This window comes from Novosphingobium aquimarinum, assembly GCF_009746585.1.
GTDB lineage: Bacteria > Pseudomonadota > Alphaproteobacteria > Sphingomonadales > Sphingomonadaceae > Novosphingobium > Novosphingobium aquimarinum.
This window is the reverse complement of the sequence record NZ_WRPO01000014.1, coordinates 21,574-45,494: the sequence shown is the minus strand read 5'-3', so window position 1 is coordinate 45,494 and position 23,921 is coordinate 21,574. Positions and strand designations below refer to the sequence as shown.

Annotated in this window: 26 protein-coding genes and 1 tRNA gene; 4 read left to right on the top strand and 23 right to left on the bottom strand. The window is 64.7% G+C overall.

The features are described from left to right. Positions 1–100: 100 nt before the first annotated feature. From GQO94_RS14035 to GQO94_RS13970, 14 genes are all read right to left on the bottom strand, one after another. On the bottom strand, positions 101–1,909 hold the full coding sequence (locus GQO94_RS14035; protein WP_156842110.1) for a M2 family metallopeptidase: 1,809 nt from the start codon (positions 1,907–1,909) through the stop codon (positions 101–103). A gap of 66 nt (positions 1,910–1,975) precedes the next feature. After that, complete coding sequence (locus GQO94_RS14030; protein ID WP_156842058.1) at positions 1,976–2,731, bottom strand: alpha/beta fold hydrolase; 756 nt, start codon at positions 2,729–2,731, stop codon at positions 1,976–1,978. Next, positions 2,728–3,186 carry a GFA family protein gene (locus GQO94_RS14025; protein WP_156842057.1) on the bottom strand — a complete coding sequence of 153 codons (459 nt, stop codon included), beginning with the start codon at positions 3,184–3,186 and terminating at the stop codon, positions 2,728–2,730. The genes GQO94_RS14030 and GQO94_RS14025 overlap by 4 nt, the downstream gene beginning before the upstream one ends. A 9-nt stretch (positions 3,187–3,195) precedes the next feature. Further along, a complete protein-coding gene (locus tag GQO94_RS14020) occupies positions 3,196–3,603 on the bottom strand; it encodes a type II toxin-antitoxin system VapC family toxin (protein ID WP_156842056.1) in 408 nt (135 codons plus the stop codon). Further along, complete coding sequence (locus GQO94_RS14015; protein WP_156842055.1) at positions 3,603–3,869, bottom strand: FitA-like ribbon-helix-helix domain-containing protein; 267 nt, start codon at positions 3,867–3,869, stop codon at positions 3,603–3,605. The genes GQO94_RS14020 and GQO94_RS14015 overlap by 1 nt, the downstream gene beginning before the upstream one ends. Positions 3,870–3,888: 19 nt before the next feature. Beyond that, complete coding sequence (locus GQO94_RS14010) at positions 3,889–4,914, bottom strand: aspartate-semialdehyde dehydrogenase (RefSeq protein WP_156842054.1); 1,026 nt, start codon at positions 4,912–4,914, stop codon at positions 3,889–3,891. A 78-nt stretch (positions 4,915–4,992) separates the two neighbouring features. Next, positions 4,993–7,191: a S9 family peptidase gene (locus GQO94_RS14005; protein WP_156842109.1), complete on the bottom strand. Its 2,199-nt coding sequence runs from the start codon at positions 7,189–7,191 to the stop codon at positions 4,993–4,995. A gap of 141 nt (positions 7,192–7,332) precedes the next feature. Further along, positions 7,333–7,719: a 50S ribosomal protein L19 gene (rplS, locus tag GQO94_RS14000; protein WP_156842053.1), complete on the bottom strand. Its 387-nt coding sequence runs from the start codon at positions 7,717–7,719 to the stop codon at positions 7,333–7,335. Continuing rightward, a complete protein-coding gene (gene trmD / locus GQO94_RS13995) occupies positions 7,716–8,462 on the bottom strand; it encodes a tRNA (guanosine(37)-N1)-methyltransferase TrmD (RefSeq protein WP_156842052.1) in 747 nt (248 codons plus the stop codon). Before trmD ends, rplS begins: the two co-directional genes overlap by 4 nt. Positions 8,463–8,465: 3 nt before the next feature. Then, entirely contained in the window at positions 8,466–8,978 is a 513-nt protein-coding gene (gene rimM / locus GQO94_RS13990) for a ribosome maturation factor RimM (RefSeq protein ID WP_232332936.1), read from the bottom strand. Positions 8,979–9,082: 104 nt separating this feature from the next. After that, a complete protein-coding gene (rpsP, locus tag GQO94_RS13985; protein WP_156842050.1) occupies positions 9,083–9,574 on the bottom strand; it encodes a 30S ribosomal protein S16 in 492 nt (163 codons plus the stop codon). Between the two features lie 38 nt (positions 9,575–9,612). Further along, entirely contained in the window at positions 9,613–11,091 is a 1,479-nt protein-coding gene (gene ffh / locus GQO94_RS13980) for a signal recognition particle protein (RefSeq protein ID WP_156842049.1), read from the bottom strand. 188 nt (positions 11,092–11,279) lie between these two features. After that, a tRNA-Ala gene (locus tag GQO94_RS13975) sits at positions 11,280–11,355 on the bottom strand. Between the two features lie 158 nt (positions 11,356–11,513). Continuing rightward, on the bottom strand, positions 11,514–11,834 hold the full coding sequence (locus GQO94_RS13970) for an FYDLN acid domain-containing protein (protein WP_156842048.1): 321 nt from the start codon (positions 11,832–11,834) through the stop codon (positions 11,514–11,516). A 234-nt stretch (positions 11,835–12,068) separates the two neighbouring features. Between GQO94_RS13970 and aroA the strand changes: the two genes are divergently transcribed. The 4 genes from aroA to gloB all read left to right on the top strand — a co-directional run bounded on the left by aroA (position 12,069) and on the right by gloB (position 16,846). Further along, positions 12,069–13,412, top strand: coding sequence for a 3-phosphoshikimate 1-carboxyvinyltransferase (aroA, locus tag GQO94_RS13965; RefSeq protein ID WP_156842108.1), 1,344 nt, complete (start codon positions 12,069–12,071; stop codon positions 13,410–13,412). Then, a complete protein-coding gene (gene cmk / locus GQO94_RS13960; RefSeq protein ID WP_156842047.1) occupies positions 13,409–14,035 on the top strand; it encodes a (d)CMP kinase in 627 nt (208 codons plus the stop codon). The genes aroA and cmk overlap by 4 nt, the downstream gene beginning before the upstream one ends. Positions 14,036–14,247: 212 nt before the next feature. Beyond that, complete coding sequence (gene rpsA, locus GQO94_RS13955) at positions 14,248–15,963, top strand: 30S ribosomal protein S1 (protein WP_156842046.1); 1,716 nt, start codon at positions 14,248–14,250, stop codon at positions 15,961–15,963. 109 nt (positions 15,964–16,072) lie between these two features. Continuing rightward, positions 16,073–16,846, top strand: coding sequence for a hydroxyacylglutathione hydrolase (gene gloB / locus GQO94_RS13950; protein ID WP_156842045.1), 774 nt, complete (start codon positions 16,073–16,075; stop codon positions 16,844–16,846). 114 nt (positions 16,847–16,960) lie between these two features. On the opposite strand, the gene GQO94_RS13945 is transcribed toward gloB, so the two are convergent. The 9 genes from GQO94_RS13945 to GQO94_RS13905 all read right to left on the bottom strand — a co-directional run bounded on the left by GQO94_RS13945 (position 16,961) and on the right by GQO94_RS13905 (position 23,874). Next, positions 16,961–17,542, bottom strand: coding sequence for a F0F1 ATP synthase subunit B family protein (locus GQO94_RS13945; RefSeq protein WP_156842044.1), 582 nt, complete (start codon positions 17,540–17,542; stop codon positions 16,961–16,963). Positions 17,543–17,553: 11 nt separating this feature from the next. Continuing rightward, positions 17,554–18,045, bottom strand: coding sequence for a F0F1 ATP synthase subunit B family protein (locus tag GQO94_RS13940; protein ID WP_156842043.1), 492 nt, complete (start codon positions 18,043–18,045; stop codon positions 17,554–17,556). 71 nt (positions 18,046–18,116) lie between these two features. After that, positions 18,117–18,344: a F0F1 ATP synthase subunit C gene (locus GQO94_RS13935; RefSeq protein ID WP_021689211.1), complete on the bottom strand. Its 228-nt coding sequence runs from the start codon at positions 18,342–18,344 to the stop codon at positions 18,117–18,119. A gap of 43 nt (positions 18,345–18,387) precedes the next feature. Then, on the bottom strand, positions 18,388–19,179 hold the full coding sequence (locus GQO94_RS13930) for a F0F1 ATP synthase subunit A (RefSeq protein WP_156842042.1): 792 nt from the start codon (positions 19,177–19,179) through the stop codon (positions 18,388–18,390). Between the two features lie 67 nt (positions 19,180–19,246). Further along, positions 19,247–19,567: an AtpZ/AtpI family protein gene (locus GQO94_RS13925; protein WP_156842041.1), complete on the bottom strand. Its 321-nt coding sequence runs from the start codon at positions 19,565–19,567 to the stop codon at positions 19,247–19,249. Positions 19,568–19,698: 131 nt separating this feature from the next. Beyond that, positions 19,699–19,956, bottom strand: a complete 258-nt coding sequence (locus GQO94_RS13920; RefSeq protein WP_156842040.1) for a YrhK family protein — start codon at positions 19,954–19,956, stop codon at positions 19,699–19,701. Between the two features lie 26 nt (positions 19,957–19,982). Further along, positions 19,983–20,387 (bottom strand): YdbL family protein, encoded by a 405-nt coding sequence (locus GQO94_RS13915; RefSeq protein ID WP_198045969.1) that lies wholly within the window; start codon positions 20,385–20,387, stop codon positions 19,983–19,985. Next, on the bottom strand, positions 20,387–20,554 hold the full coding sequence (locus tag GQO94_RS13910; RefSeq protein ID WP_156842039.1) for a YnbE family lipoprotein: 168 nt from the start codon (positions 20,552–20,554) through the stop codon (positions 20,387–20,389). Before GQO94_RS13910 ends, GQO94_RS13915 begins: the two co-directional genes overlap by 1 nt. Positions 20,555–20,661: 107 nt before the next feature. After that, on the bottom strand, positions 20,662–23,874 hold the full coding sequence (locus GQO94_RS13905) for an intermembrane phospholipid transport protein YdbH family protein (protein WP_198045968.1): 3,213 nt from the start codon (positions 23,872–23,874) through the stop codon (positions 20,662–20,664). Positions 23,875–23,921: the final 47 nt, after the last annotated feature.

Here is a 23,921-nt window from a genome sequence, read left to right as displayed (position 1 = left end):
AAACGATCCGGCGCAAACTCGCTATGCGCAGCCTGGGTGAACTTCGCAAAGTTCCGTCGCGACGGCGGAGCGCATTTGCGCCCCGCAGCACGCATTCGGATTACCAGCCGCAGGTCTTGCCGGCGTTCTGCTTCTTGAGCCAGGCCGAAAGCGGCGCGAAGTAGCGCAGCATCGGCTTGCCGCTCATCTCGCGGCTGCCGGTGAAGGCTTCCAGCGCATCGGGCCAGGGCTTCGAGGCGCCCATTTCCAGCATCGCGTTCAGCTTCTCGCCCACCTGCTTGTTGCCGTAGAAGCTGCAGCGGTGGAGCGGGCCCTTCCAGCCCGCCTGCTTGCACGCCGCCTCGTAGAACTGGAACTGCAGGATCCGCGCCAGGAAGTAGCGGGTGTACGGCACGACTGCGGGCACGTGATACTTCGCGCCAGGATCGAAGGCATCGGGGCCGCGCTCGACCGGCGGGACGATGCCCTGATATTCGAGGCGCATGTCCGTCCAGGCCTTGTTGTAATCGGCAGGCGCGATATCGCCTGAGAAGACCTTCCAGCGCCAGCGGTCGATCAGCAGGCCAAAGGGCAGGAACGCCACTTTGTCCATCGCCTGACGCAGCAGCAGTCCGAGGTCCTTGTCCGCGCCCGGCACTTGCGCCTTGTCGAGCAGACCGATGTCGACGAGGTACTGCGGCGTGATGGAGAGCGCGATGGTGTCGCCGATCGCCTCGTGAAAGCCGTCGTTGGCGCCGTCGAGGTAATAGGCACCCTGCTTGTTGTAGGCGCGCTGGTAGAAGTTGTGACCCAACTCGTGGTGGATCGTGGTGAAATCGTCCGCGTTCACCTTGATGCACATCTTGATGCGCAGATCGTCGACGTTGTCGACGTCCCAGGCCGAGGCGTGGCAGATCACTTCGCGGTCGCGCGGCTTGGTGAACTGCGAGCGCTGCCAGAAGGTCTCGGGCAGCGGTTCGAAGCCGAGCGACGTAAAGAAGCCCTCGCCCGTCTTCACCATCTTGATCGGATCGTAGCTCTTGGCGGTCAGCAGTTCGCCCACGTCGTAGCCCAGGTCGCCGGCACCGGCAGGAGCGACGACATCATAGATGTTGCCCCATTCCTGCGCCCACATGTTGCCGAGCAGATCCGCGCGGATCGGGCCGGTCGTGGCCTGCACGTCGTCGCCGTATTTCTCGTTGAGCTTGGTGCGGGTGTAGCAGTGGAGCTGGTCGTAGAGCGGCTTCACTTCCTGCCACAGCTTCTCGGTGAGCGCGGCGAAATCCTCGGGGCTCATGTCGTAGTTGGAACGCCACAGCGCGCCGACATCGGCGTAACCGAGTTCCTTCGCGCCTTCGTTGGCGAGCGCGGTCATCTTGGCGTAGTCCGCCTTCATCGGCTTGCCGACATTGTCGTGCCAGCTCGTCCACATTTCCTTGAGCTCGGAAGGGTTGCGGTTGGTGCCCATCGCCGCTTCGATGTCGCTGCCGCTGATCGGCTGGCCGTTCAGCGTGCCCTTCCCGGCCCCGTAGATACCTTGAAGCTTGGCGTTGAGGCTCGACACTTCCTCGGCTGCGCCCGGCGTCGTCGGCGCGGGCAGCACGATGAGCGTGCGCATGCGATTGAGCTTGCGGTTGACGTCGTAGGACAAGCCCTTTTCGTCAACGTATTGGGCCGCCTGCAAGGCGTTGGCGACGTTGAACTTGGTCACGTCCGCGCCCGCGGTGGACGACAGGATTTCGGAATCGTGGTTGATGTAGGTCATGTAGACCCAGTCGGCATGGGCCTGCGCGATCATCTTGTCGTTGTAGGCGGCCTCGGTCTGCTCGACGAACGTGGCGGCATCGGGCTGGGTCTGGCCATCCTGCGCCATCGCGGGAACAGCGGATAGCGCGCTTGCGAGCGCGGCCAGCGAGATCATGGGTTTCAGCATAAAATTACGCCCCGATTTCTGGATATTTCGGATGATCTTGCTTGGCGCCGCGAGGCCCCCGGGTCAAGCCGCCAGAAAGCTGACGATCGCCTCGCCCAGCTGCCGCTGCGTCACCGAGGACATATGCGTGCCGGGCACTTCCACGTAACGGCCATCGGGCAGTGTTTCCGCCAGCTTCGGGGCAGAGCCGTTGTCCTGATCGTCGGCGCCGCAGACCACCAGCGTGGGCATCGTCACGTTCGCCAGATCCTCGGCGCGCGTGTCGTCGACAGACTGCAGCAGCAACCGCGCCGCCACACGATCGACCTTTTGCGTCTTCATGAACGCGTGCGCGAAATAGGCTGGATCGCCGCGCTTGATCTCATCGAAACGATCGATCGCATCGATGAAGAAGGCGCTGCGCCGAGCCCAGTTGTCGAGTCCTTCGATCCCCATGCCCGCCACCACCAGACGGCGCGGCGCCATGCCCGCGACGACGGCCCGCACCACGGTGCGCGCGCCCAGCGAAAAACCGCACAAGTCGAACTCCGTCAGGCCCAGCGTCTCGACCAGCGCGAACGCGTCCTTGACGAGGACGTCATCGGGATAATCCTCAGGATCGTGCGGCGCGGCGCTTTGCGCATGCGCGCGCAAGTCGGGCATGATCGCTTCGAACCCGGCGTCCTCCAGCTTCTGCGCATGGCCGAACTTGATCCAGTTGACCTCCGCGCTCGAGAACAGACCGTGGAGCAGAACCACCGGCCGCCCCTCGCCCAGGCGATGCAGCGCCAGCTCGGTTCCCCCCCAGCCTTCGTATACCGAACTGCGCACCTCGCTCATTCCGGCGGCTCCACGCCTGCGGCCTTCCACATTTCGACGACCTTCGTGTTTTCGGCGCTGGTGTAGCCCTTGAGGTGACGCACGTCCGCCCAGGCCTCCAGCATGCTCTCGGTGGCGTAGTTGTGATCGGGCCGGAACGGCGTCGGATCGTCGAAACTGCCGACAGTGAGATCGATGTTCTTGCCGCCCTCGACGAAATCGAAGCCGAGCGGCGTGCCGCAATGCGAGCAGAACGGCCGCCGCGCGATCGGCGAAGATTGATACCAGTCGGGCTCGCTATGCCACTCGACCTTGTCCTTGGGCGGATTTACGAAGGCAATCGACACACCGCCGGTCGCCTTCTTGCACATGTTGCAGTGGCACAAATACGCCTTCTCGGGTTTGACTTCGGCCGTATAGCGCACGCGGCCGCACTGGCAGCCGCCGGTCATGGTGCGGATCGATTGGACGGTCATGAGTTCAGATCAGCCCCTAGAAAGAGAGTACGCGACCGCACCATAGGGCGTGCTCTCAAGCCGACGCAACAGACGCATGTCATCGGTCACGAGCCGATCACCATTGCCAAGCGCGGAAGCGAGGTAAAGACAATCGTAGACCGGGTGATCGAGTTCGCATGCCAGACGCGCCGCGGCCGGCAAGAGCGGAATGGTGGAATCGAGCTGTGCGAAGAGCTTGGGAACCGCGGTGAGCGCTTCCTCGACTGCAGGCTGATCGAGCACGCCGCGACGCCACGATTTCCACAAGACGTTCGCAACTTCGACCAGAACGAAGTCAGGAGCCCGCAAATCGCCTCGCGCCAAAAGCGCAAGGGCATCGTCACTGCCATCCTCGCGCAAGACCCATTTGACCGCGACGCTCGCGTCGACGATCATCAGCGCGAATCCCGGTCCTCGCGGATCAATTCCCAGCCTTGCTTGTCCATCTTGCTCATGTCCGCACTGGCACGAATCCTCGCGAGCCTTGCCATCGCTTCCTCGCGCTCCTGCGCGGCGACGGAACGGCTCAGTTCGGCATGCAGCTCGGCTTGGAGCGAGCGCCCGTTGGCCGCCGCCCGGCGCTTCCAGGCAGCAATCACGGCATCATCGAGATTACGGATCAGGATCTGGCCCATGCGACGATGATAGCACTGTGCTATCATCGTCGCAATCGTATGCCGATCAGCCCTTCTTGAGGTGCTTGCGGCCCAGCAGCTCGGCGATCTGCACCGCGTTGAGCGCGGCGCCCTTGCGCAAGTTGTCGGAGACGCACCACAGCACGAGACCGTTCTCAACCGTGGGGTCCTCGCGCACGCGGCTGATGTAGGTGGCGCCGTCGCCGACGCATTCGACCGGGGTGACGTATCCGCCGTCCTCGCGCTTGTCGACGAGCATACAGCCCGGCGCCTCGCGCAGGATGTCCTGTGCCTGTTCGGCCGAAAGCTCCTTCTCGAACTCGAGGTTGATCGCTTCCGAGTGGCCGACGAACACCGGCACGCGCACGCAGGTGGCGACCACCTTCACCTTCGGATCGAGGATCTTCTTGGTCTCGACCACCATCTTCCATTCTTCCTTGGTAAAGCCGTCGTCCAGGAAGGTGTCGATGTGCGGGATCACGTTGAAGGCGATCTGCTTGGTGAACTTGGAAGGTTCGACCTGATCGCCGACGAAGATCGCGCGGCTCTGGGTAAACAGCTCGTCCATGCCCGCCTTGCCCGCGCCAGACGTCGACTGGTAGGTCGAAACGACAACGCGCTTGATCGTCGCGGCATCGTGCAGCGGCTTCAGCGCCACGACCATCTGCGCGGTCGAGCAGTTCGGGTTGGCGATGATGTTGCGCGCCTTGTAGCCATCGATCGCGTCCGGGTTCACTTCGGGCACGATCAGCGGGACGTCGGGCTCCATGCGGTAGAGCGAGGAGTTGTCGATCACTACGCAGCCTTGCGAGGCGGCCTTGGGCGCGTAGATCGCCGTCGGGCCCGAACCAGCGGCGAAAAGCGCCATGTCGTAGCCGGTGAAGTCGAAGTGCTCGATGTTCTTGACCTTGAGCATCTTGCCGGTTTCGCCGAACTCGATGTCGCTGCCGGTCGAGCGCGAGCTCGCGACCGCCGCGATCTCGTCGCAGGGAAACTCGCGCTCGGCGAGAATGTTGAGCATTTCCCGGCCGACGTTTCCGGTGGCTCCGACGACGGCTACCCTATATCCCATCTTACTCACTCCATCGTGCATTCGCGTGCCGTGCCCTAGCGCGCCCGCGCCGCACGGCAAGGTTTCAAAAGTCGAGGTTTACTTGCCGGGGGCAACCCCGTTGCGTTCGAGGAACGCGAAGATCGTGTTCCACACGTGCGTTCCGATCACCGGCCCGCCCACGCGGTGCGTGTAGCCGGGATAGAGCATCATTTCGAACGGCACGCCCGCTTCCTGCAAGGCAGCGAACATCGCCACCGAATTGTCGAGCACGACGTTGTCGTCCGACATGCCGTGGATCATCAGCAGCGGATCCGCGATCTTGGCGGCGTCGCCGATCGTGTCCGACTTGGTGTAGGCGTCGGCCACCTGGCGCGGATCGCCCATGTAGCGTTCGGTATAGTGGGTGTCGTATAGCTCCCACTTCGTGACCGGCGCGCCCGAAATGCCGGCGGCGTAAAGGCCCGGATCGGCTTCGAGCATCTTGAGCGTCATGTAGCCGCCGTAGGACCAGCCATAGATCGCGATCTTCGCCGGATCGACGAACTCGAGCGACTTGAGATACTCGGCGCCCGCCTTCTGGTCCGCCACTTCGACCGTACCCATCGCCTGCCGGATCGGCTTCTCGAAATCGACGCCGCGATTGTCCGAACCACGATTGTCGATCTCGAAATAGATGTAGCCCTTGTCGACGATCGCCTGCTGCAACGCGCCGCCCCAGTCGTGCGTGACCGTCTGCGCATGCGGGCCGCCGTAATGCTCGAAGAACACGGGGTACTTCTTCCCCGGTTCCAGCTTTGGCGTGATCATCTTCCAGTGCAGCACGGTGCCGTCTTCGGCCTTGATTGTGCCAAAGGTGGGGGTGCGGTGGCTGGCGAGGTAAGGCGCGTACGGGTGCGAAGCGTCCAGCGCGTTCTCTTCGATCCAGGTGATGCGCTTGCCCTGCGCATCGGCGAGATAGCTTTGCGGCGGATGATCGACCGACGAACGGGTGATCGCCAGCATCTTGCCGTCGCGGCTCATGCTGGCCTTGTGATCCCAGCCCGGTTCGGTCAACCGCACCGGCTCGCCCCCCGCCAGCGGCATCGCATAAACCTGCATCTCAAGCGGATCGTCGCGATTGGCGACGAACGTGATCCGTCCGGCCTTCTCGTCGACGCCGACCAGATCCTCGACCACCCAGTCACCCTTCGTCAGCTGCGTCCACTGGCCGTTGGCGAAGCGATAGAGGTGCGCGAACCCGTCCCGCTCGGACCGCCAGATCAGGCTGCCGTCCTTGAGGAAGCGATAGGCGTTCGACAGATTGATCCAGGCATCGGGTGCCGATTCTTCGGTGAACAGCACGCGACTGCTGCCGTTCATCGGATCGACTTCGAGCATGTCGAGCCGCGTCTGCGCGCGGTTCTCGCGCTGGACGTAGAGCTTACGGCCATCCGGCGCCCAGTCGACCCGAGCAAGATAGATATCGGTTTCGGAACCAAGATCGACCTCGAAGCGGTTCGAACCGTCGGGATCCATCACGTAGAGCGAGACCAGCGCGTTGTCGGTGCCTGCCGCCGGATAGCGCTGCTCGTACGTCCTGGTACCATCGCCGCCGATCGCGGTGCGGGTGACAACACCCACCGGCGCCTCGTCGAAGCGCTCGACCGCGATGCGGCTGTCGTTGGGTGCCCACCAATATCCCTGCGAGCGATCCATCTCCTCCTGCGCGACGAACTCGGCTTCGCCCCAGTGGACGAGCTCCGAACTTTCCTCGGGCGTGATCGGACGGCTTTCGCCGCCGACCCGGCCCGTCCACAGCCGACCGTCGCGCACGAAGGAGAGATAAGCGCCTTTGGGCGAAAGCGCGGGATTGAGTTCGTCCGCCTCGCTGTCGGTCAGACGCTTCACGCTGCCGTCGATCCCGGCAAGGTAGAGATCACCCTCCAGCGGCACGAGGATCGACTTGCCGTCGTCCGACCAGTCGTAAGCGACAATGCCTTTCTGGTCGCCGATGCGCTTGCGCTCGCGCTGCATCTTCTCGGCTTCGCTCAGCTCGCGGCCCGACCCAAGCTTGAGCGAATCGACCAGCATCGACCACTTGCCGGTGGTCCGGTCGAAGCCCCACAAGTCGTAGCGACGGCTGTCATCCTCACGATTGCGCAGCAGCGTGAGATAGCGGCCATCGGGCGAAATGCGCACTAGGCGGGGCGTCGGGCCGGAGAGCGCGGGGCTGGCGTTGACTCTCTCGAACGTGAGATCTGGAGCGGACGTTTGGGTCACGGCGTCTTTCTCGGCAGCGAATGTGGGAAGCGGCATCGCGGCGAGGAGCGTCGCGGCAAGCAGCACGGGCCTGAGGTTGGCTAACAAGGCTAGGATCCTGAATAGCAAAAGAGGCGCCCCGGCTGGTGCCAGGACGCCTCTCGAACGGTTAAACCGATTTCGCGGGCGGTGGGCGTATTAGCCCTCCTGGCCGGCGCGGGTGTCGCGCCGTTCTGCGATACGGGCCCGTTTACCGGTGCGACCACGCAGATAGTACAGCTTGGCGCGGCGCACGATGCCCCGGCGCACGACGGTAATCGAATCGATGCTCGGCGAGTAGAGCGGGAAAACGCGCTCGACGCCCTCGCCGAAGCTGATCTTGCGAACCGTGAAGTTCGAACCCATGCCGCGGTTCGAACGCGCGATGCACACGCCTTCGAAGTTCTGGACGCGGCTGCGGGTGCCTTCGACGATGTTCACGCCGACGCGGACGGTGTCGCCCGGACGGAATTCGGGAATTTCCTTGCCGGCTTCGGAGGTCGCCTTGGCGATTTCCTCGGCTTCGATCTGCTGAATCAGGTTCATGTGTCCTGGTCCTTCGTTTCCTGCCGCGCGCCAGAGGCAGACGGAACCCGAGCACCGACATGGCGCTCCCAAAGGTCCGGCCTGCGTGACCGAGTATCGATCTCCGCCTTATGCTTGCGCCAGGCGGCTATCTTCGCATGATCCCCCGATCGCAGCACTTCAGGGATCGTGCGCCCTTCCCATTCAACAGGTCGGGTATAATGCGGGTATTCCAGAAGACCGTCCTCGAACGATTCCTCCGACCCACTTGAAGGCGCGCCCATTACGCCGGGAAGCAGGCGAATGCAAGCGTCGAGAAGCATCAGCGCGGCCGGTTCTCCGCCCGACAGCACGATGTCGCCGATCGAGACTTCCTCGACGTCGCGACCGGCGAAAATCCGCTCGTCGAAACCTTCGAAACGGCCGCACAGCACGGTGACGCCAGGACCTGCCGCCAGCTCGCGAACGCGCGCCTGTGTCAGCGGTGTGCCGCGCGGTGTCATCGCCAGCACCGGGCAGTCCGGTTGCTGTGCGCGCGCATGGTCGATCGCGGCGGAAAGCACGTCGGCCTTGAGCACCATTCCCGCGCCGCCGCCCGCGGGCGTATCGTCGACGGTCCGATGCTTGTCGGTCGCAAAATCGCGGATCTGCACCGTGTCGAGCGACCAGTCACCGCGCGCCAGCGCCCTGCCCGCCAGCGACACGCCGAGCGGCCCCGGAAACATCTCGGGATAGAGCGTCAGGACGGTCGCGGCGAAAGTCACACCTTACTCGGCGAAGACCGAAGCCACGGTCACCGTATCGTCATCCCAGCCGTGCACGGCTTCCGGCGTCATCGGCACCATGAAGCGGGTCGGCTTGCCTTCATCTGTGGTGGGCCGCTCGATCTCCAGCACATCACCTGCGCCGAAGTTCTCGACCGAAACGACTGCGCCGATGGTTTCACCGGCATCGGTCACGACCGAGAGACCGATGAGATCGGCGTGATAGTATTCACCCATGGCAAGCGGCGGCATCTCGGCGCGCGATACGGTCAGTTCGGTGCCGCGCAGCGCTTCGGCCGCGTTGCGGTCGCTCACTTCGGCAAAGCGTGCGATCGCGCCGCCCTTGTTGTCGTCGCGGATGGACTTCGGTGTCAGGCTGCCGCCATTGAAGGCCTTGTAGCGCTTGAGCGCTGCCACGCCTTCTCCGAACAGCTTCAACCGCACCTCGCCCGTTACGCCATGCGCGCCGGTCACGACCGCGAGCGTGACGGCTCTCTTCGTGCGATCATCGGACAAAGGCATGCCTCCAATTGAGCATTACGACGCGGATGTGGGCAGACGCGTCGGCCTGCGACGCGCCCACCCCCGGCCCCTCCCGCAAGCGGGAGGGGAGCGCCGGATCAGCCCTCGGTCTTCTCTTCGCTGGCGTCCTCGGCAGCGGCTTCCTCGGCGGGAGCTTCGGCTGCGGCTTCCTCAGCAGGAGCTTCGGCTGCGGCCTCGTCCTCGGCGGGCTTGTTGGCTTCTTCCTCGGCAGCCTTGGCGGCTTCCTCGGCTTCGCGAGCCTTCTCGGCGCGCTCTTCGGCGCGGTCCTTGGCCTTCTGGCCGGGCTCGGCCTTCTTCGGGTTGTTGGTCGCGGCGCGCTCCTTGATGCCGGCGGCATCGAGCATGCGGGCGACGCGGTCGGTCGGCTGCGCGCCGACGCCGAGCCAATAGCGCACGCGATCCTCGGTCAGCTTGACGCGGTTCTCATCGTCCTTGGCGAGCAGCGGATTGTAGGTGCCGACCTGCTCGAGATAGTTGCCGTCACGCGGGCTGCGGCTGTCGGCCACGACGACGCGATAATAGGGACGCTTCTTCGCGCCACCGCGCGACAGACGGATTGCAACTGCCATTTGAACTTACCTTTCCGATTGAACTGAATGTCTTGAGTTTATTTCTTGAGAAACTTCGAAAGATCGGGAGCGCCGCCCATGCCGCCCCCGGGACCGCCGAGGCCCGGAAGTCCGCCGGCCCCTCCGAGGCCGCCAGCACCGCCGGCGCCGCCGAAACCGCCCCCGCCACCGAACATCGCGGCCAGGCCCTTGAGGCCGCCCATCTTCTTGATCTGCTTCATCGCCTTGGACATTTCCTGGTGCATCTTGAGCAGCTTGTTGACGTCCTGCACTTGCGTGCCCGATCCCTTGGCGACGCGGATCTTGCGTTTGGCGTTGAGCAGCGCCGGATTGCCGCGTTCCTTGGGCGTCATCGAACCGATGATCGCGTCCATGTGCAGCAGCACCTTGTCGTCCATGTTCGAAGCGGCCATCGCCGCCTTGGCCTTCTTCATGCCCGGCATCATGCCCGCAAGCGCGCCAAGACCGCCCATGTTCTGCATCTGGCGAAGCTGCGTGCGCAGGTCGTTCATGTCGAACTTACCCTGCTCCATGCGCTTGGCGAGCGCCTCGGCTTCCTCGACCTTGACCGTCTCGGCCGCACGCTCGACGATCGAGACGATGTCGCCCATGCCGAGAATGCGATTGGCGACACGGCTCGGGTGAAACACTTCGATCGCGTCCGACTTTTCGCCGGTACCCGCAAACTTGATCGGCTTGCCGGTGACGGCGCGCATCGAGAGCGCCGCGCCGCCGCGCGCATCGCCGTCCATTCGGGTGAGCACGACGCCGGTCAGCGGCACCTCGTTGGTGAACGACTGCGCGACGTTGACCGCGTCCTGACCCGTCAGCGAATCGACCACCAGCAGCGTTTCGCGCGGGGCGGAGATGGCGGAGACCGCCTTCATCTCGTCCATCAACTGCTGATCGACATGGAGCCGGCCCGCGGTGTCGAGCAGCAGCACGTCGACCGCCTGCAGCTTCGCGGCCTGCAATGCGCGCGTGGCGATTTCGGTCGGCTGCTGTCCGGGCACGATCGGCAGCGTCGCGACGCCGACTTGTTCGCCCAGGACCTTCAGCTGCTCCTGCGCCGCCGGACGATTGACGTCGAGTGAGGCCATCATCGCCTTCTTGCCCTGCTTTTCCTTCAGCAGGCGGGCGATCTTGGCCGTGCTGGTGGTCTTGCCCGAACCTTGCAGGCCGACCATCATGATGACCACGGGCGGCGCGGCGTTGAGATCGAGACCCGCCGTTTCGGCATGGTCCGCCTCGGTGCCGCCGAGCATTTCGATCAGCTCGTCGTTGACGATCTTGACGACTTGCTGCCCCGGCGTGACCGAGCGCAGCACGTCCTGCCCGACCGCGCGCTCCGTCACCTGATCGACGAAGCGCCGCACCACCGGCAACGCGACATCCGCCTCGAGCAGCGCGATGCGCACTTCGCGCATGGCGTCGCGAACGTCCTGCTCCTTGAGCGCGCCGCGCCCGCGCAGCTTGTCGAATACGCCGCCGAGACGATCGGAAAGGGTATCGAACATCCGTCCACTCCACTGCGGCGCGCACCCGACAGCCAGGATAACGCCAAAAACGCCGGCGGACGAAACCTCGTCAGCCAGCGTGCCATCGTTTCACCGCGAGCAACCGTATCGGCCTCTCGCCACTGGTGAGATTTGATGCGAGCCGAAGGCATCGGCACGGACCAAATCTCACTGGTCCTCATCGCGATTGGTGGAGCCGAGGGGGATCGAACCCCTGACCTCTACAATGCCATTGTAGCGCTCTCCCAGCTGAGCTACGGCCCCGTCCCATTCGCTCGCCGCGCCCTGGGAGGCGCCGCGCCCCGAGCCTGAGCCCGGGAGGCCGCGCTAGTACTGGCGTGCCTGCCGGTTGGCAAGAGGGAAATGTTCGGTCCGGGCGGCAAGGCGCTGATAATGCACCCTGCCGCCCGACCGATCGACAATCAGGTCTCGTGATCCTTTTCGTCGTCGCTGCCGCGCACGCCGAGATCGTCGTCGCCGCCGAGATCGACGTCGTTGTCGGGCGAATCGCCGTCCTCATCGATGTCGAGATCGTCATCGGCCAGATCGTCGTCCTGCTCGGCCTCCGGCTTCTTCTTCTCGATTTCCTCGAAGGGGATCGGCTGCTTGGACTTGAGCACCGGCTCCGGGTTCCACTTGTGGCCGCACTCGATGCAGGTGACCGGGTCGTCCTTGCCGAGGTCGTAGAAACGGGTGCCGCACTTCGGGCAGCCGTGCTTGGCGCCCCATTCAGGCTTGACCATGAAAATTCCTCTGTGTCCCCGCCCAGAACGAGCGGCGCGTCATGAATTAGATTGCATGTGATGGGCACGCGAAACCTGGATATCAAGCCTCGGGCCGGTCATCGGGCGCGCGCCTTGCCATAGGAGCCCGGCGCTGTCAAAAGCCGCGCGCTTTCCGCCCAGGTGCTGGACGGAGGATTTTGTATAGCCCGAACCCGGATTGATGCCCCTGTGACCGCCCATGACTCTCGCCTCATGCAACCGCGCCGCTTCACTCTGAGCGGCCCGCTGCGCGGCCGAATCCGCGTGCCCGGCGACAAGTCGATCAGCCACCGCGCGATCATGCTGTCGGCGCTCGCGGTCGGCGAAAGCCGGATCCAGGGCCTGCTCGAAGGCGAGGACGTGCTGGCGACAGCCGCCGCGATGCGGGCGATGGGCGCGCAAGTCGAGCGGACCGGCGAAGGCGAGTGGCGGGTCGACGGCGTGGGTGTCGGATCTCTCCTGCAGTCACAGGTCGCGCTCGAAATGGGCAATTCGGGCACTTCGACGCGGCTCCTCATGGGCCTCATCGCCAGCCATCCGATCACGGCTACTTTCGTCGGCGATGCAAGCCTTTCGAAGCGGCCGATGGGTCGCGTGATCGAGCCGCTTTCGCTGATGGGCGCAAGCTTCGAAGCGAGCCCTGGGGCCAAGGGCATCCAGACCCTGCCGCTTATGCTGCGCGGTGCCCTCCCCGCGGTGCCGATCCGCTACACGCTCCCGGTCGCTTCGGCGCAAGTGAAGAGCGCGGTGCTGCTGGCCGGCCTCAACACGCCGGGGATCACCACGGTGGTCGAGCCGGTGCCGACGCGCGACCATTCCGAACGCATGCTGCGCGGCTTTGGCGCCGAACTCGATGTCGAGATCGAGGCGGACGGGACGCGCGTCATCAGCGTGCGCGGCGAAGCCGAACTCAAACCGCAGAACGTCACCGTGCCCGGAGACCCCTCTTCGGCTGCGTTCTTCATGGTCGCCGGGCTGATCGTACCGGGCAGCGAAATCGTGATCGAGAACGTCGGGCTCAATCCCACGCGCGCCGGGCTCGTCTCCGTGCTGCGCGACATGGGCGGCGACATCGAGGAAACCAACGCCCGCGAAGTCGGCGGCGAGCCGGTCGCGGATCTGGTCGTGCGCCATTCATCACTGCGCGGCATCGAAGTCGACCCCGCGCTCGCGCCGAGCATGATCGACGAGTTTCCCGTGCTGTTCGTCGCCGCCGCGCTGGCCGAGGGGCGCACGGTGACGCGCGGGCTCGACGAGCTGCGCGTCAAGGAATCGGACCGCCTCGCGGCCATGGCCACGGCACTCGGCGCTGCCGGAGCGCGCGTCGAGGAACGCGCGGACGGCCTCGTGGTCGAAGGATCCGGCGGCGAACCGCTGCGCGGCACCGACCACGCCATCGCCACGCACTTGGATCACCGCATCGCGATGGCAATGGCGGTCGCCGGAATCGCCTCGCACGCCGGCGTCGAAATCGACGACACGCGCCCCATCTCGACCAGCTTTCCCACGTTCGAGCCCATGCTCGATGGCCTGGCGCAAGGACGGGGCGCGCCATGATCATCGCCGTCGATGGCCCCACCGCCTCAGGCAAGGGCACGATCGCCAAAGCGCTTGCCGCGCACTATGGCCTGCCGCACCTCGATACCGGACTGCTGTATCGCGCGGTCGGACGACAAGTGCAGCTCGCCGGGGGCGATCCCGACCACGCCGATGACGCGCTTGCCGCGACGGACTTTGCGGAAACGCTGCTTGCGGACCCCGAACTGCGCTCCGAAGCGACGGGCGGCCTCGCAAGCCGCGTGTCGGTGCACCCGGCGGTGCGCGCGGCGTTGCTCGAGCGCCAGCGCGCCTTCGCGGGCCAGCCCGGCGGTGCCGTGCTCGACGGGCGCGACATCGGTTCGGTGATCGTGCCCGAGGCGCAAGTGAAGCTCTTCGTGACCGCTTCGGTCGAAGCGCGGGCCGAGCGCCGCTTCCGCGAGATGCAGTCCGCCGGCCGCGCGGTGACGCTCGAAGAGATCGCCGCCGACATTACCCGGCGCGATGCCCGCGATGCCGGGCGCGATGCCGCCCCGCTCATCGCCGTCGCCGATGCCCATGTCCTCGATACGTCGACGATGTCGCCCCAGGAGGCAATTTCGGCCGCGATCGCGGTCGTCGAGGACTGTCGCCCACAGGCCTGAAATACCGAATTCACTTGCGATTCGCTTGGCTATGGCCTAGGCGCGCGCCCGTCCCGAAGGCTTTTGCCCTTAGGGATGCTGCGGGCGGCGAACGGCCTCCGTGGCGGTCTGGCCCTTAGCCCCGACCGGACGCATGGTGCGCGAGGCGGATAAGAGACCGGCGGAAAAACCGCTTGGCCGGAAACATCGACAAAGAAAGAGACACCCTATTTATGGCCACTGCGGCAAATCCCACACGTGACGATTTCGCGAAGATGCTCGACGAGCAGCTCGGCGGCGTCGCCGATGACGGCTTCGAAGGCCGCGTCGTCAAGGGCACCATTACTGCCATCGAAAACGACAAGGCCGTAATCGACGTCGGTCTCAAGAGCGAAGGCCGCGTCCCGCTGCGCGAATTCGCGCGCGGTGAAGACGAGCACGGCCTCAAGGTCGGCGACGAAGTAGAAGTCTATGTCGACCGCGTCGAGAACGCCGACGGCGAAGCGATGCTGTCGCGCGACCGCGCCCGCCGCGAAGCCGCGTGGGACAAGCTGGAAAGCGAGTTCGGCGAAGGCAAGCGCGTCGAGGGCGTGATCTTCGGCCGCGTCAAGGGCGGCTTCACTGTCGACCTCGACGGCGCCGTGGCGTTCCTTCCCGGCTCGCAGGTCGATATCCGTCCGGTGCGCGACGTTGCGCCGCTGATGGACATGCCGCAGCCCTTCCAGATCCTCAAGATGGACCGTCGCCGCGGCAACATCGTCGTGTCGCGCCGCGCCGTCCTCGAAGAAACCCGCGCTGAGCAGCGTTCGGAGCTGATCGACAAGCTGAGCGAAGGCCAGGTCATCGAGGGTGTCGTCAAGAACATCACCGATTACGGCGCCTTCGTCGATCTCGGCGGCATCGACGGCCTGCTCCATGTCACCGACATGAGCTACAAGCGCATCAACCACCCGAGCGAAGTGATCAACATCGGCGACACCGTCACCGTCCAGATCATCCGCATCAACCAGGAAACGCAGCGCATCTCGCTGGGCATGAAGCAGCTCGAGAGCGATCCTTGGGATGGCGCCTCGGTCAAGTACCCGGTCGGCGCGAAGCTTTCGGGTACGGTCACGAACATCACCGAATACGGCGCCTTCGTGGAGCTGGAGCCGGGCATCGAAGGCCTCGTCCACGTTTCCGAAATGTCCTGGACCAAGAAGAACGTCCACCCGGGCAAGATCGTTTCGACCTCGCAGGAAGTCGAAGTCATGGTGCTCGAGGTCGACTCCGAGAAGCGTCGCATCTCGCTCGGTCTCAAGCAGGCTCAGGGCAACCCGTGGGATGACTTCGCGGACAAGCACCCAGTCGGCACCGAAGTCGAAGGCGAAGTCAAGAACGCCACCGAGTTCGGCCTGTTCATCGGTCTCGACGGCGACGTCGACGGCATGGTCCACATGTCGGACATCGCCTGGGGCATCTCGGGCGAGGACGCGCTGGCGCTTCACCGCAAGGGCGAGATGGTCAAGGCGATCGTGCTCGACGTCGATGTCGAGAAGGAGCGCATCAGCCTAGGCATGAAGCAACTCGAGCGTGGTGCTCCGGCAGCGGGCGGCGTTTCGGCCGCTGCGGGCGGCGGTTCGCTGCGTCGCGGTGAAGTCGTCACCGTCACCATCCTCGAAGTCCGTGATGGCGGCCTCGAGGTGCAGGCGGGCGACGATGGCGCCACCGGCTTCATCAAGCGTTCGGACCTCGGCCGCGACCGCGACGAGCAGCGCCCCGACCGCTTCCAGGTCGGCCAGAAGCTCGATGCGATGGTCACCGGTTTCGATCGTTCGAAGAAGCCGAACTTCTCGGTCAAGGCCTACCAGCTGGCCGAAGAGAAGCAGGCGGTCGAGCAGTACGGTTCGTCCGACTCGGGTGCCTCGCTCGGCGACATCCTCGGCGAAGCGCTCAAGAAGCAGTCGTAAGCTCGCTTCCTGGCATCGCCAGAACAGAAAAGGCCCGTCCGGAGCAATCCGGGCGGGCCTTTCGCTTTGCGGTTCAGCGCCTAGATGGGAGGGCGAAGGAGAGACGCCCATGCCGCTCGAAGTCCATCAGTTCCCCTGCCTGTCCGACAACTACGGGTACCTGCTGCACGATCCGGATAGCGGGGAGACGGCCTGCATCGATACGCCTGACGCCGATGAATATCTCAAACAGGCGAAGCTGAAGGGCTGGGAGATTACCCAGATCTGGAACACGCACTGGCATCCCGATCACGCCGGCGGCAATGCCGAGATCAAGGCGGCCACCGGATGCACGATCGTCGCCCCGATGGGCGAAGCGGCAAAGATCGCGGGGATCGATCGGCAAGTCGGCCAAGGCGACACGGTGACGCTCGGCGCACACGAGGCGCGGGTGCTCGATGTCGGCGGCCACACGCTCGGCCACATCGCTTATCACTTGCCTGACGTTGGCATGGCCTTCGTGGGCGATTCGGTGTTCGCGCTCGGCTGCGGACGGATGTTCGAGGGCACGGCGCCGCAGTTCTGGGACAGCCTGCTGCGCATCAAGGCCCTGCCGCCAGAGACGATGCTCTACTGCGCGCACGAATACACGATGAGCAATCTGCGCTTTGCCCGCCATGCCGATCCCGACAATGCCGCGCTGGCCGAGTATGGCGCGGAAATCGAGCAACGCCGCGCGGACGACAAGCCGACCGTCCCGGCGCGGCTCGATCGCGAACTGAAGACCAACCCATTCTTGCGGGCCGACGATCCGGCCATGCAGGCACGCTGGGCCCCTGCCGGACATCCCGGCGACGCTGTCGCAACATTCGCAGCGCTACGCAGCGCCAAGGACGCCTTCTGACGGACGTCACGCTCGCGAAGACCGCCGTGTGACAGCGGCGCAATCGGGCCCACAAACACAAACCCCCGCGCGATGGCGGGGGTTTGTGCATTCAACGAGGGGCAGTGACGCCTGTCAAATGGAGCCGATTGCCCGATCGACCAGCGCGCTGTCGGCAGCGGCGGTGTGCTTGCTGGCGATGAGCCCTTTGGCCGCGGTCGCCGCGGCCTCGGCAGCTTGCGCACGCAGCTCGGCGATCGCCGCACGTTCGCTGGCCGCGATCTTGTCTTCCGCCATTTTCTCGCGCCGACCGATGACGGCCGTCGTGTCGCTCTCGGCCTTGGCGACGATCGCCTCGGCTTCGTGCTTGGCATGCTCGAGCATGGCCGCCGCGTCCTTCTCGGCATTGGCGATCTTGTTCGTGTATTCCTGACGCAGCGCTTCTGCCTCGGCGCGCAGGGCCTTGGCTTCGTCGAGCTGCTTGCGGATTTCCGCGATCGACTTGTCGAGACCGCCCGTCAGCATCCCCGGCACCTTCTTCCAGAAAGCGATGAGGAAGATGACGACGATCGCGAGGCTCACCCAACCGGCCGGCGAAAAGCCCAGCGCGCTCAGTTCGGGGCCGTGCTGCATCTCGGCCTTGCCGTCGGCAAGCGTTTCGGTCTTGATCGGGCTCTGCCCGCCGTGGGCCGCCTCGGCTGCGGATTCTTGCTGCATGGCGAAAGTCCTTAGTGGCGCATGGCGGATTTGACCGCGGCGCGCGCCGTCGCGTCGTCCACGGTGATGCCGGCAATGCGCGTGACGATATCGCCCGCAGCTTCGGCCGCGACCGCTTCGATCTCGTACATCGCAGCATCGCGCGATGCTGCGATGCGGACATCGGCCTCGTTAACACGCGTATCGAGCCGCGCATTCACTTCGGCGAGCCGGTCCTCGGTCGTCTTGGCGGCGTCCGCCTTGGCAGCCGAGATGATGGCCTGCGCCTTGGCGCGATTTTCGTTTTCGCGCTTGCGCCAGGCCTCTTCTTCCGCGTCGGCCGCGTTACGCGCTTGTTCGGCAGCGGCGAGATCGGACGCGATCTGCTTGTCGCGCGCTTCGACCGTCGCCATCACCTTGGGAACCATGCCCTTGCCGATGACGAAGAAGACGAATCCGAACACCAACAGGATCCAGAAGATCTGGCTGGCATAAGTCGCCGAAAGCTGGGCTATCTGAGGCATGGCGGATCCCGCTTGGATTCCGACCGGTCCGCACCACGCGGATCCGGCCGGTCATTTCAGGTCGTTTTCGTTCAGGCGACGAAGATGAGGATCATCGCGACGACGAACGAGAGCAGGCCGAGAAGCTCGGCCGCGGCGAAGCCGATGAACAGACGGCCCTGCTGGCCATCCGCGGCGCCGGGATTGCGCAGCGCGCTCTCGAGGAACGAACCGAAGACGTTACCCACACCGATGGCGGCCATGCCCGCACCGATCGCCGCGAGGCCCGCACCGATCAGCTTGGCTGCTTCCTGATCCATTTGAAAACTCCTTCCTGGAAATTCTGACGTATTGCTTAGGGACTTAGTGAAGATTCTCGGCATCGTTGATGTACAGCGACGTCAACAGCGCGAAGACGTAGGCCTGGATGCCTGCGACGAGGAACTCGAGCGCGACGATGGCGATCATCAGGATAAAGCTGAGCACGCTGACGACGGGTCCGATGCCCAACCCTGCGTTGAGGCCGTTGATGACGAAGCCCGACAGCACTTCGAGCAGAACGTGGCCCGCCATCATCGCAACGAACAGTCGCAGGCCGAGGCTGAAGGGGCGCACGAGGAACGACACCAGCTCGATCACGAAGATCAAGGGGATCATCAGGAGCGGGGTTCCGTGCGGCACGAACAGCGAGAAGAAGTGCAGCTTGTGCTTGGCGAAGCCGACGATCAGCACGATCGCGAACGACAGGATGGCGAGCACCCCGGTCGCGCTGAAGTGGCTCGTGAAAGTGAAAGCATGAAGCCCGGGGATCACCGCAAGCGGCATCAACCCGAGGATATTGGCGAACAGGATGAACATGAACAGCGAGAAGACGTAAGGCACGTACTTCTTGCCCGCGGGGCCGATGTTGGCGGCGAGCATGGAATCGATGAAGCCGGTGAAGCTTTCGACCGCCATCTGCCAGCGACCGGGAACGAGCTCGCGCTTCATGCCGCCCATCACGAACAGCAACAGCACCACCGCCGAGATCACCATCCACAGCGCGGAATTGGTGAAAGCGATGTTGTACCCTGCGATTTCCCAGTTCCCCGAGCCGAACAACGGCTGGATCGTGAACTGGTGCATCGGATCGACTTTGCCCGCTTCGGCTGCCACGTATTGGCCCCTTCGACTTGCCTTACATGCGCGACAGCGCCCCTAGTGGTCCCCACCCCCGTGGGGATCAATCAGAGCGCCGGTTCGACATCCGGATGATGTTCCTGAAGGCAACGATGATCCCGAGGAACAACATCACCAACAGACCCCAGGGCGTTGTCCCGGCAAAGTGATCAATCACCCAGCCAATGAACGCGCCGCCGACAATCCCGCCGATGAGGTCGGCCAGGACACGGTTTCCGGCACGATAATTCTCGTCCGTTTCCGTGCCTGCGACCGGCTTGTTCCTGAGATCTTCCCGCTCGCGTGCGGCTCTGAGCCGCTCCTCGAGCGTGTCGATCCGAGGATCTTCACCAACAGGTTCCCGTGCGTTTGGCTCGTCGCTCATGTCATTCTCCACCAGGGGAACACCTGACACCGACAACGGCCGCCCGCCGAGGGCGTCGACCCCTTAGGTTGGGGGGTATCACGAGTCAACCGGTGCGCAAGACGGGTGGCCGCCTTTATCCTCGTCTGCCGTCAGCGGGACCTATCGCCATCGGATGTAGGATAAAATGCCTTGAGGATGAACTCCCCGAGCGCGCCGACAAACATCAAAGCCGAGCCGACGATGAAGAGGATTACGCCCCACGTCTTCCACTCGGACAGCGAAGGCAGGAACAGGACGCTGCCGACGAGGAAGGTGAGATTGCCGAGGATGCCCACGCCGAGGTGGGCCCAGCGGAAATCGCGAACAAGCGTTTTCAGCGTGCCTGAGCTGCCTCGATCTTCACCCATTCAGCGCGAGTACGTCAGAATTCCGCTTAGGGGCAACGGCTGTCCCGCTCGGGCGCACCAGCGCCGCGGGTTTTCCAGCTGCCATCAGGCGCCTGGTACTTTTCGCCCTGGCTGGTCTGCGAGATCAGGAGGCAGCCCGAGGTGAAGGCATATTCCTCGACCGTGGCATGCTGCTGCTGCGCCTTTTGCGCATAGACCGCCTTGCGCTTGATGTTGATGTCGTCGACGATTCGGCGAAGATCCGCAGAGCCGCCACCGACGATCCCCAGGTAGCCGTCCATCTTCTCGCCGACCTGACCAGCGGAGCGCGCCGCCTCGTAGGCCGGATCACGCGCCAGGGCCGGGCCAGCCAGCGTCGCCATCGTCAGCGCGATGGCACCGACGGCGATACCGATGCGAGAGAAGCGAGTGGTGTGGAGCGTGGTTTTCATCAGAAGATGTCCGGGTTGCTTTCGATCGTATTCGAGGCGTCCTCGGCGAGACGATAAATGACTTCCTGCTTGATGTTGATGTTGAGCTCGATCACGATCGGCTTGTCGGGCGCATTTACCGAAATGCAGCCGGCCGTCATCATCGTTGCCGCAACCCCCATCATCATGGCCCGTGCACGCCGAGCGCACTGGCCCGACCGCCCTTCTTTCGTCCCATCCGCCAACATGGCGCTGCTTGTCGCAGCAGGGTGAAAGTCGGTCAATCGTAAGCAGGTCATGGCATATCCTCGCTTTCCGGAGGCTGAACGGCGGATGAGGAATCGGCCGCGAGGGGATCGGCGCCGGTCTGTCGCACACGGCGATCGATCGGCTTGCCGTTCTCGTCGATCAGGCCAAGGCCGCGCGGATCGCGGACGTAGGCGGGATCGTAGAGCGACTTGAACGAGCTCACCAATTGGAAGAATGGCGCGCGCATATTGATGTTGAACTGGATCGGCAATTTCCCGATCCGGCGAGTGAGGAAGTTTTTCCTGGCGCCCTCGCCCTGGCTGACGCCGTGGATCCGCATCTTCGTGAGCAGTTCGCCCTCCAGCGCACCGTCCATGCCGATCACCATCCGGCGATAATCGAGCGAGCGCAAGGTATCGAAAGCGAAGTTGGCCATCGTCGAGAGGTCTTCGTAGCTCAGGTCGCCGACGTAGGAGACGTTGCCCCCCGGCGGTCGCGATTCGAGCAGACCGCCTTCGATCCGTCCCCCGTTCTTATCGAACAGCAGCGGCATCTCGCCATCGAACGTGCCTGTCGCCGAAAGGTTGGCCAGTTCCATCCTGGCCAGGAACCGCTCGGCTTCCAGACCGCGGATGACCAGCGTGTAGCGCCGCAGTTCCTCCTTGCCCATGGTCATGGTGACCGGTTCGAGGTGCAGGCTCCCGCCGAAGAACGGCCAGTCCGCGCCTTCCACCGCAATGACGTAGCCGGGCCGCAAGCCGAACTTGAGGATCCCGTCGTTGACCTCGATGCCGGGATTGATCGCGGCGATGCGCAGCGTCTGTCCGGGCGGCGTGACCAGCCCCAGCAGATCGGAGAACTCGACGGTCCCCTGCATACCAGTGACCGGGCCGAATGCGGCAGCGAAATCGAGCCGGTCGGTCGTGAACTGGCCGCGCGACGTCACGGCCTGCGGGCTCCAGTCGATACGGCCGCTGCCTCTCACCGCGCCTTGCGCATTGGCGATCACGCCGAGCGCGAGCGTGGTGAGCGTATCGGGCTGCAAGGCCGCGTCGAACACGATGCTCGGTACGTCCAGATCGGCCTGCCCCCTCCCCGTCGCGAGATTGTGCCGGATGACCGCGCGCACGATCTGCCGGTCGCTCTTGGGTTCGCGCAGCAAGGCGTCCGCAGTGATGAGATTGTCGGCAAGCCGCAGCGTGGCGTCGCGCGCCAGCAGCGGTTCGAAGCGATCGACTTGTTGGCGATCCTCGAGCCGGAACTGCCCCGACCCGAGCGTCAGGACGCCTCCGGCATAGCGCCAGGTCCCCGACGCATCGCGGATGTCGAGCGGGACGGCGTAGAGCGTAACGTCCGACTTCTCGAACGTCCCCGCCACCGTATTGTCGAGTTGGGCGGCAAGATTGGCGATCCGGAAAGTGGAAGCCGTGGCGGCAGGACCGAGGGTGACTTCGAGCGAGCGCGCCGACAAGTTGCCGGGCCAGGCCACGCCCACCGGACCGCTCGCGATGCGAATCGGCGTCGCGCCGAGGCTGCCGCGAACATCGAGGTTCGTCGTGCCCGCAGCGATGCGCAAGCCGCCGCCGCCATTGGAGACAATCGCCTGGCCGCGAGCGGGGCACAGCGGCATTCGCTGTCGATCGAGTTGCAAGCTTGCCATCGACAAGCGATCGAAGCGAAGCTGGACGCATTGGCGCCACAGCGCGAACGATCCATCGCGGGCAACGCGGCCATCGATCGGCAGCACGAGGTTCGTTGCGCTACCGCCGGGAAGCGCGCCACTGACCCGCGCTTGCCCGTCGAGCGTGAAGCCGCCATCCGCCGCCTGCACCACCGTGAGTTCGGGCAAGGCCAGTCGCGCATCGCCGGCGACATATTCGGGCATCCGCACGCGCAGCAGCAGTCGATCGCCGGCGTCACGCTCCATTCTCCCCGAAATCGACGGCAGTCCGCGACCGCCGGTCGAGAAATTACCCGAGAGCTGGGGTAAGTCGCCTCCTGTTCCAGCAAGCGCCTGGAATCGCGAAACGGCCAGCAATGTCGCGCCGCTGCCGCCGCGCAGGGTCGCACGCGGAATCACGAGGGTCGTGCCGTCCTCGGTCCGCCGGACGACGACGTTGCCGTCGAACCGGCTTCCGCGTGCCTCGCGCGCCAGTGCCGTGCGGATCTGGGCCGCGACCGAAGCGAGCAGCGTGCCCTCGCCCGCATCTTGCGCGCTTTCCAGTGCTGCGAAGAGCGCTTCGCCCCCCGCGACCCCGGTTGCCTGAAGATCGCTCTCCAGTTCGATGCGTTCGAGCGCGCCGAGCGTACGCAGGCGCCCTTGTGCGGAGATCCGCGCCGCGCGCGCCTGCGGGCTCCCGGCGCCAAGGGCGGCGAGATCGTAGCGTGCATTCAACGCCGACTTGCGGAACGAAAACGCCGCCGTGCCCTGCAGCGCCTCCATCCCCTGGCCTGCATAGGCGAATTTCCCGAGTTCGACGCCGAGCTTGCCGTCCAGCCCGTCGAGGTGCTGGTCGGCCACCAGATCGAGCGCGAGTGCGCTTTGGCCGAGCCGCAATTCGGATTTCGGACACACCAGACCGGCAGTGCGCAAGGGTCCTTGCAGCCGCGGCTTTTCGCGCGACACGCTCAGCTTGGCATACAGCGTCGTGCGGCCTGTCCGACAATCGCCCTGCGCAAGGCCGGGTGTGACCGCCGCCAGAATCCCGGAAAAGCCGCCGCGCAACCGGCCCTCGCCAGCCAGCTTGATGCCGATCGGTCCTTGATCCGCCTCGATCAGCGCGCGTCCGTCTTCGATCGCCACGTCGAGATCCGGCATCCGGAACGGCGCATCGCCGCCGGTGAACAGCACTTTGTCGAGACTGCCGAAGCTCGGCGTACCATTGCGGATCCGGCCATAGAACCGCGGCTCGGTGAGCGTGATGCGGCCGATCCCGGGAAGGCCGAAGCCGATCCGCGTCTTGAGCTCGATGCGCTCGACCGTCAGGTCGGGCCGCGCCGGATCGCCGACCACGAGATTGCGCAGAACCTGTTTGTCCGGCCCGATCTCGACGACGTCGTAGGTCGCCGGCAGCCCCATCGTCTCGAGTTGCTCGGCGATGTAGTCGTCCGCGATTCGCTCGCGCTGGATCCACAGATAGAGGAGCACCAGACTGACGATCAGCGTCAGCGAGACGAGCAACAGGCAGCCCCGCGACCGATAGCGCGTTTCTGTCCCGCGCTCGGCATCGGGATATTCCTTATATTCCTCCTGCGCCATCCACTCCATCACTTGCGCGTCAACCGGCCGAAAGGCAATGCGGTTCC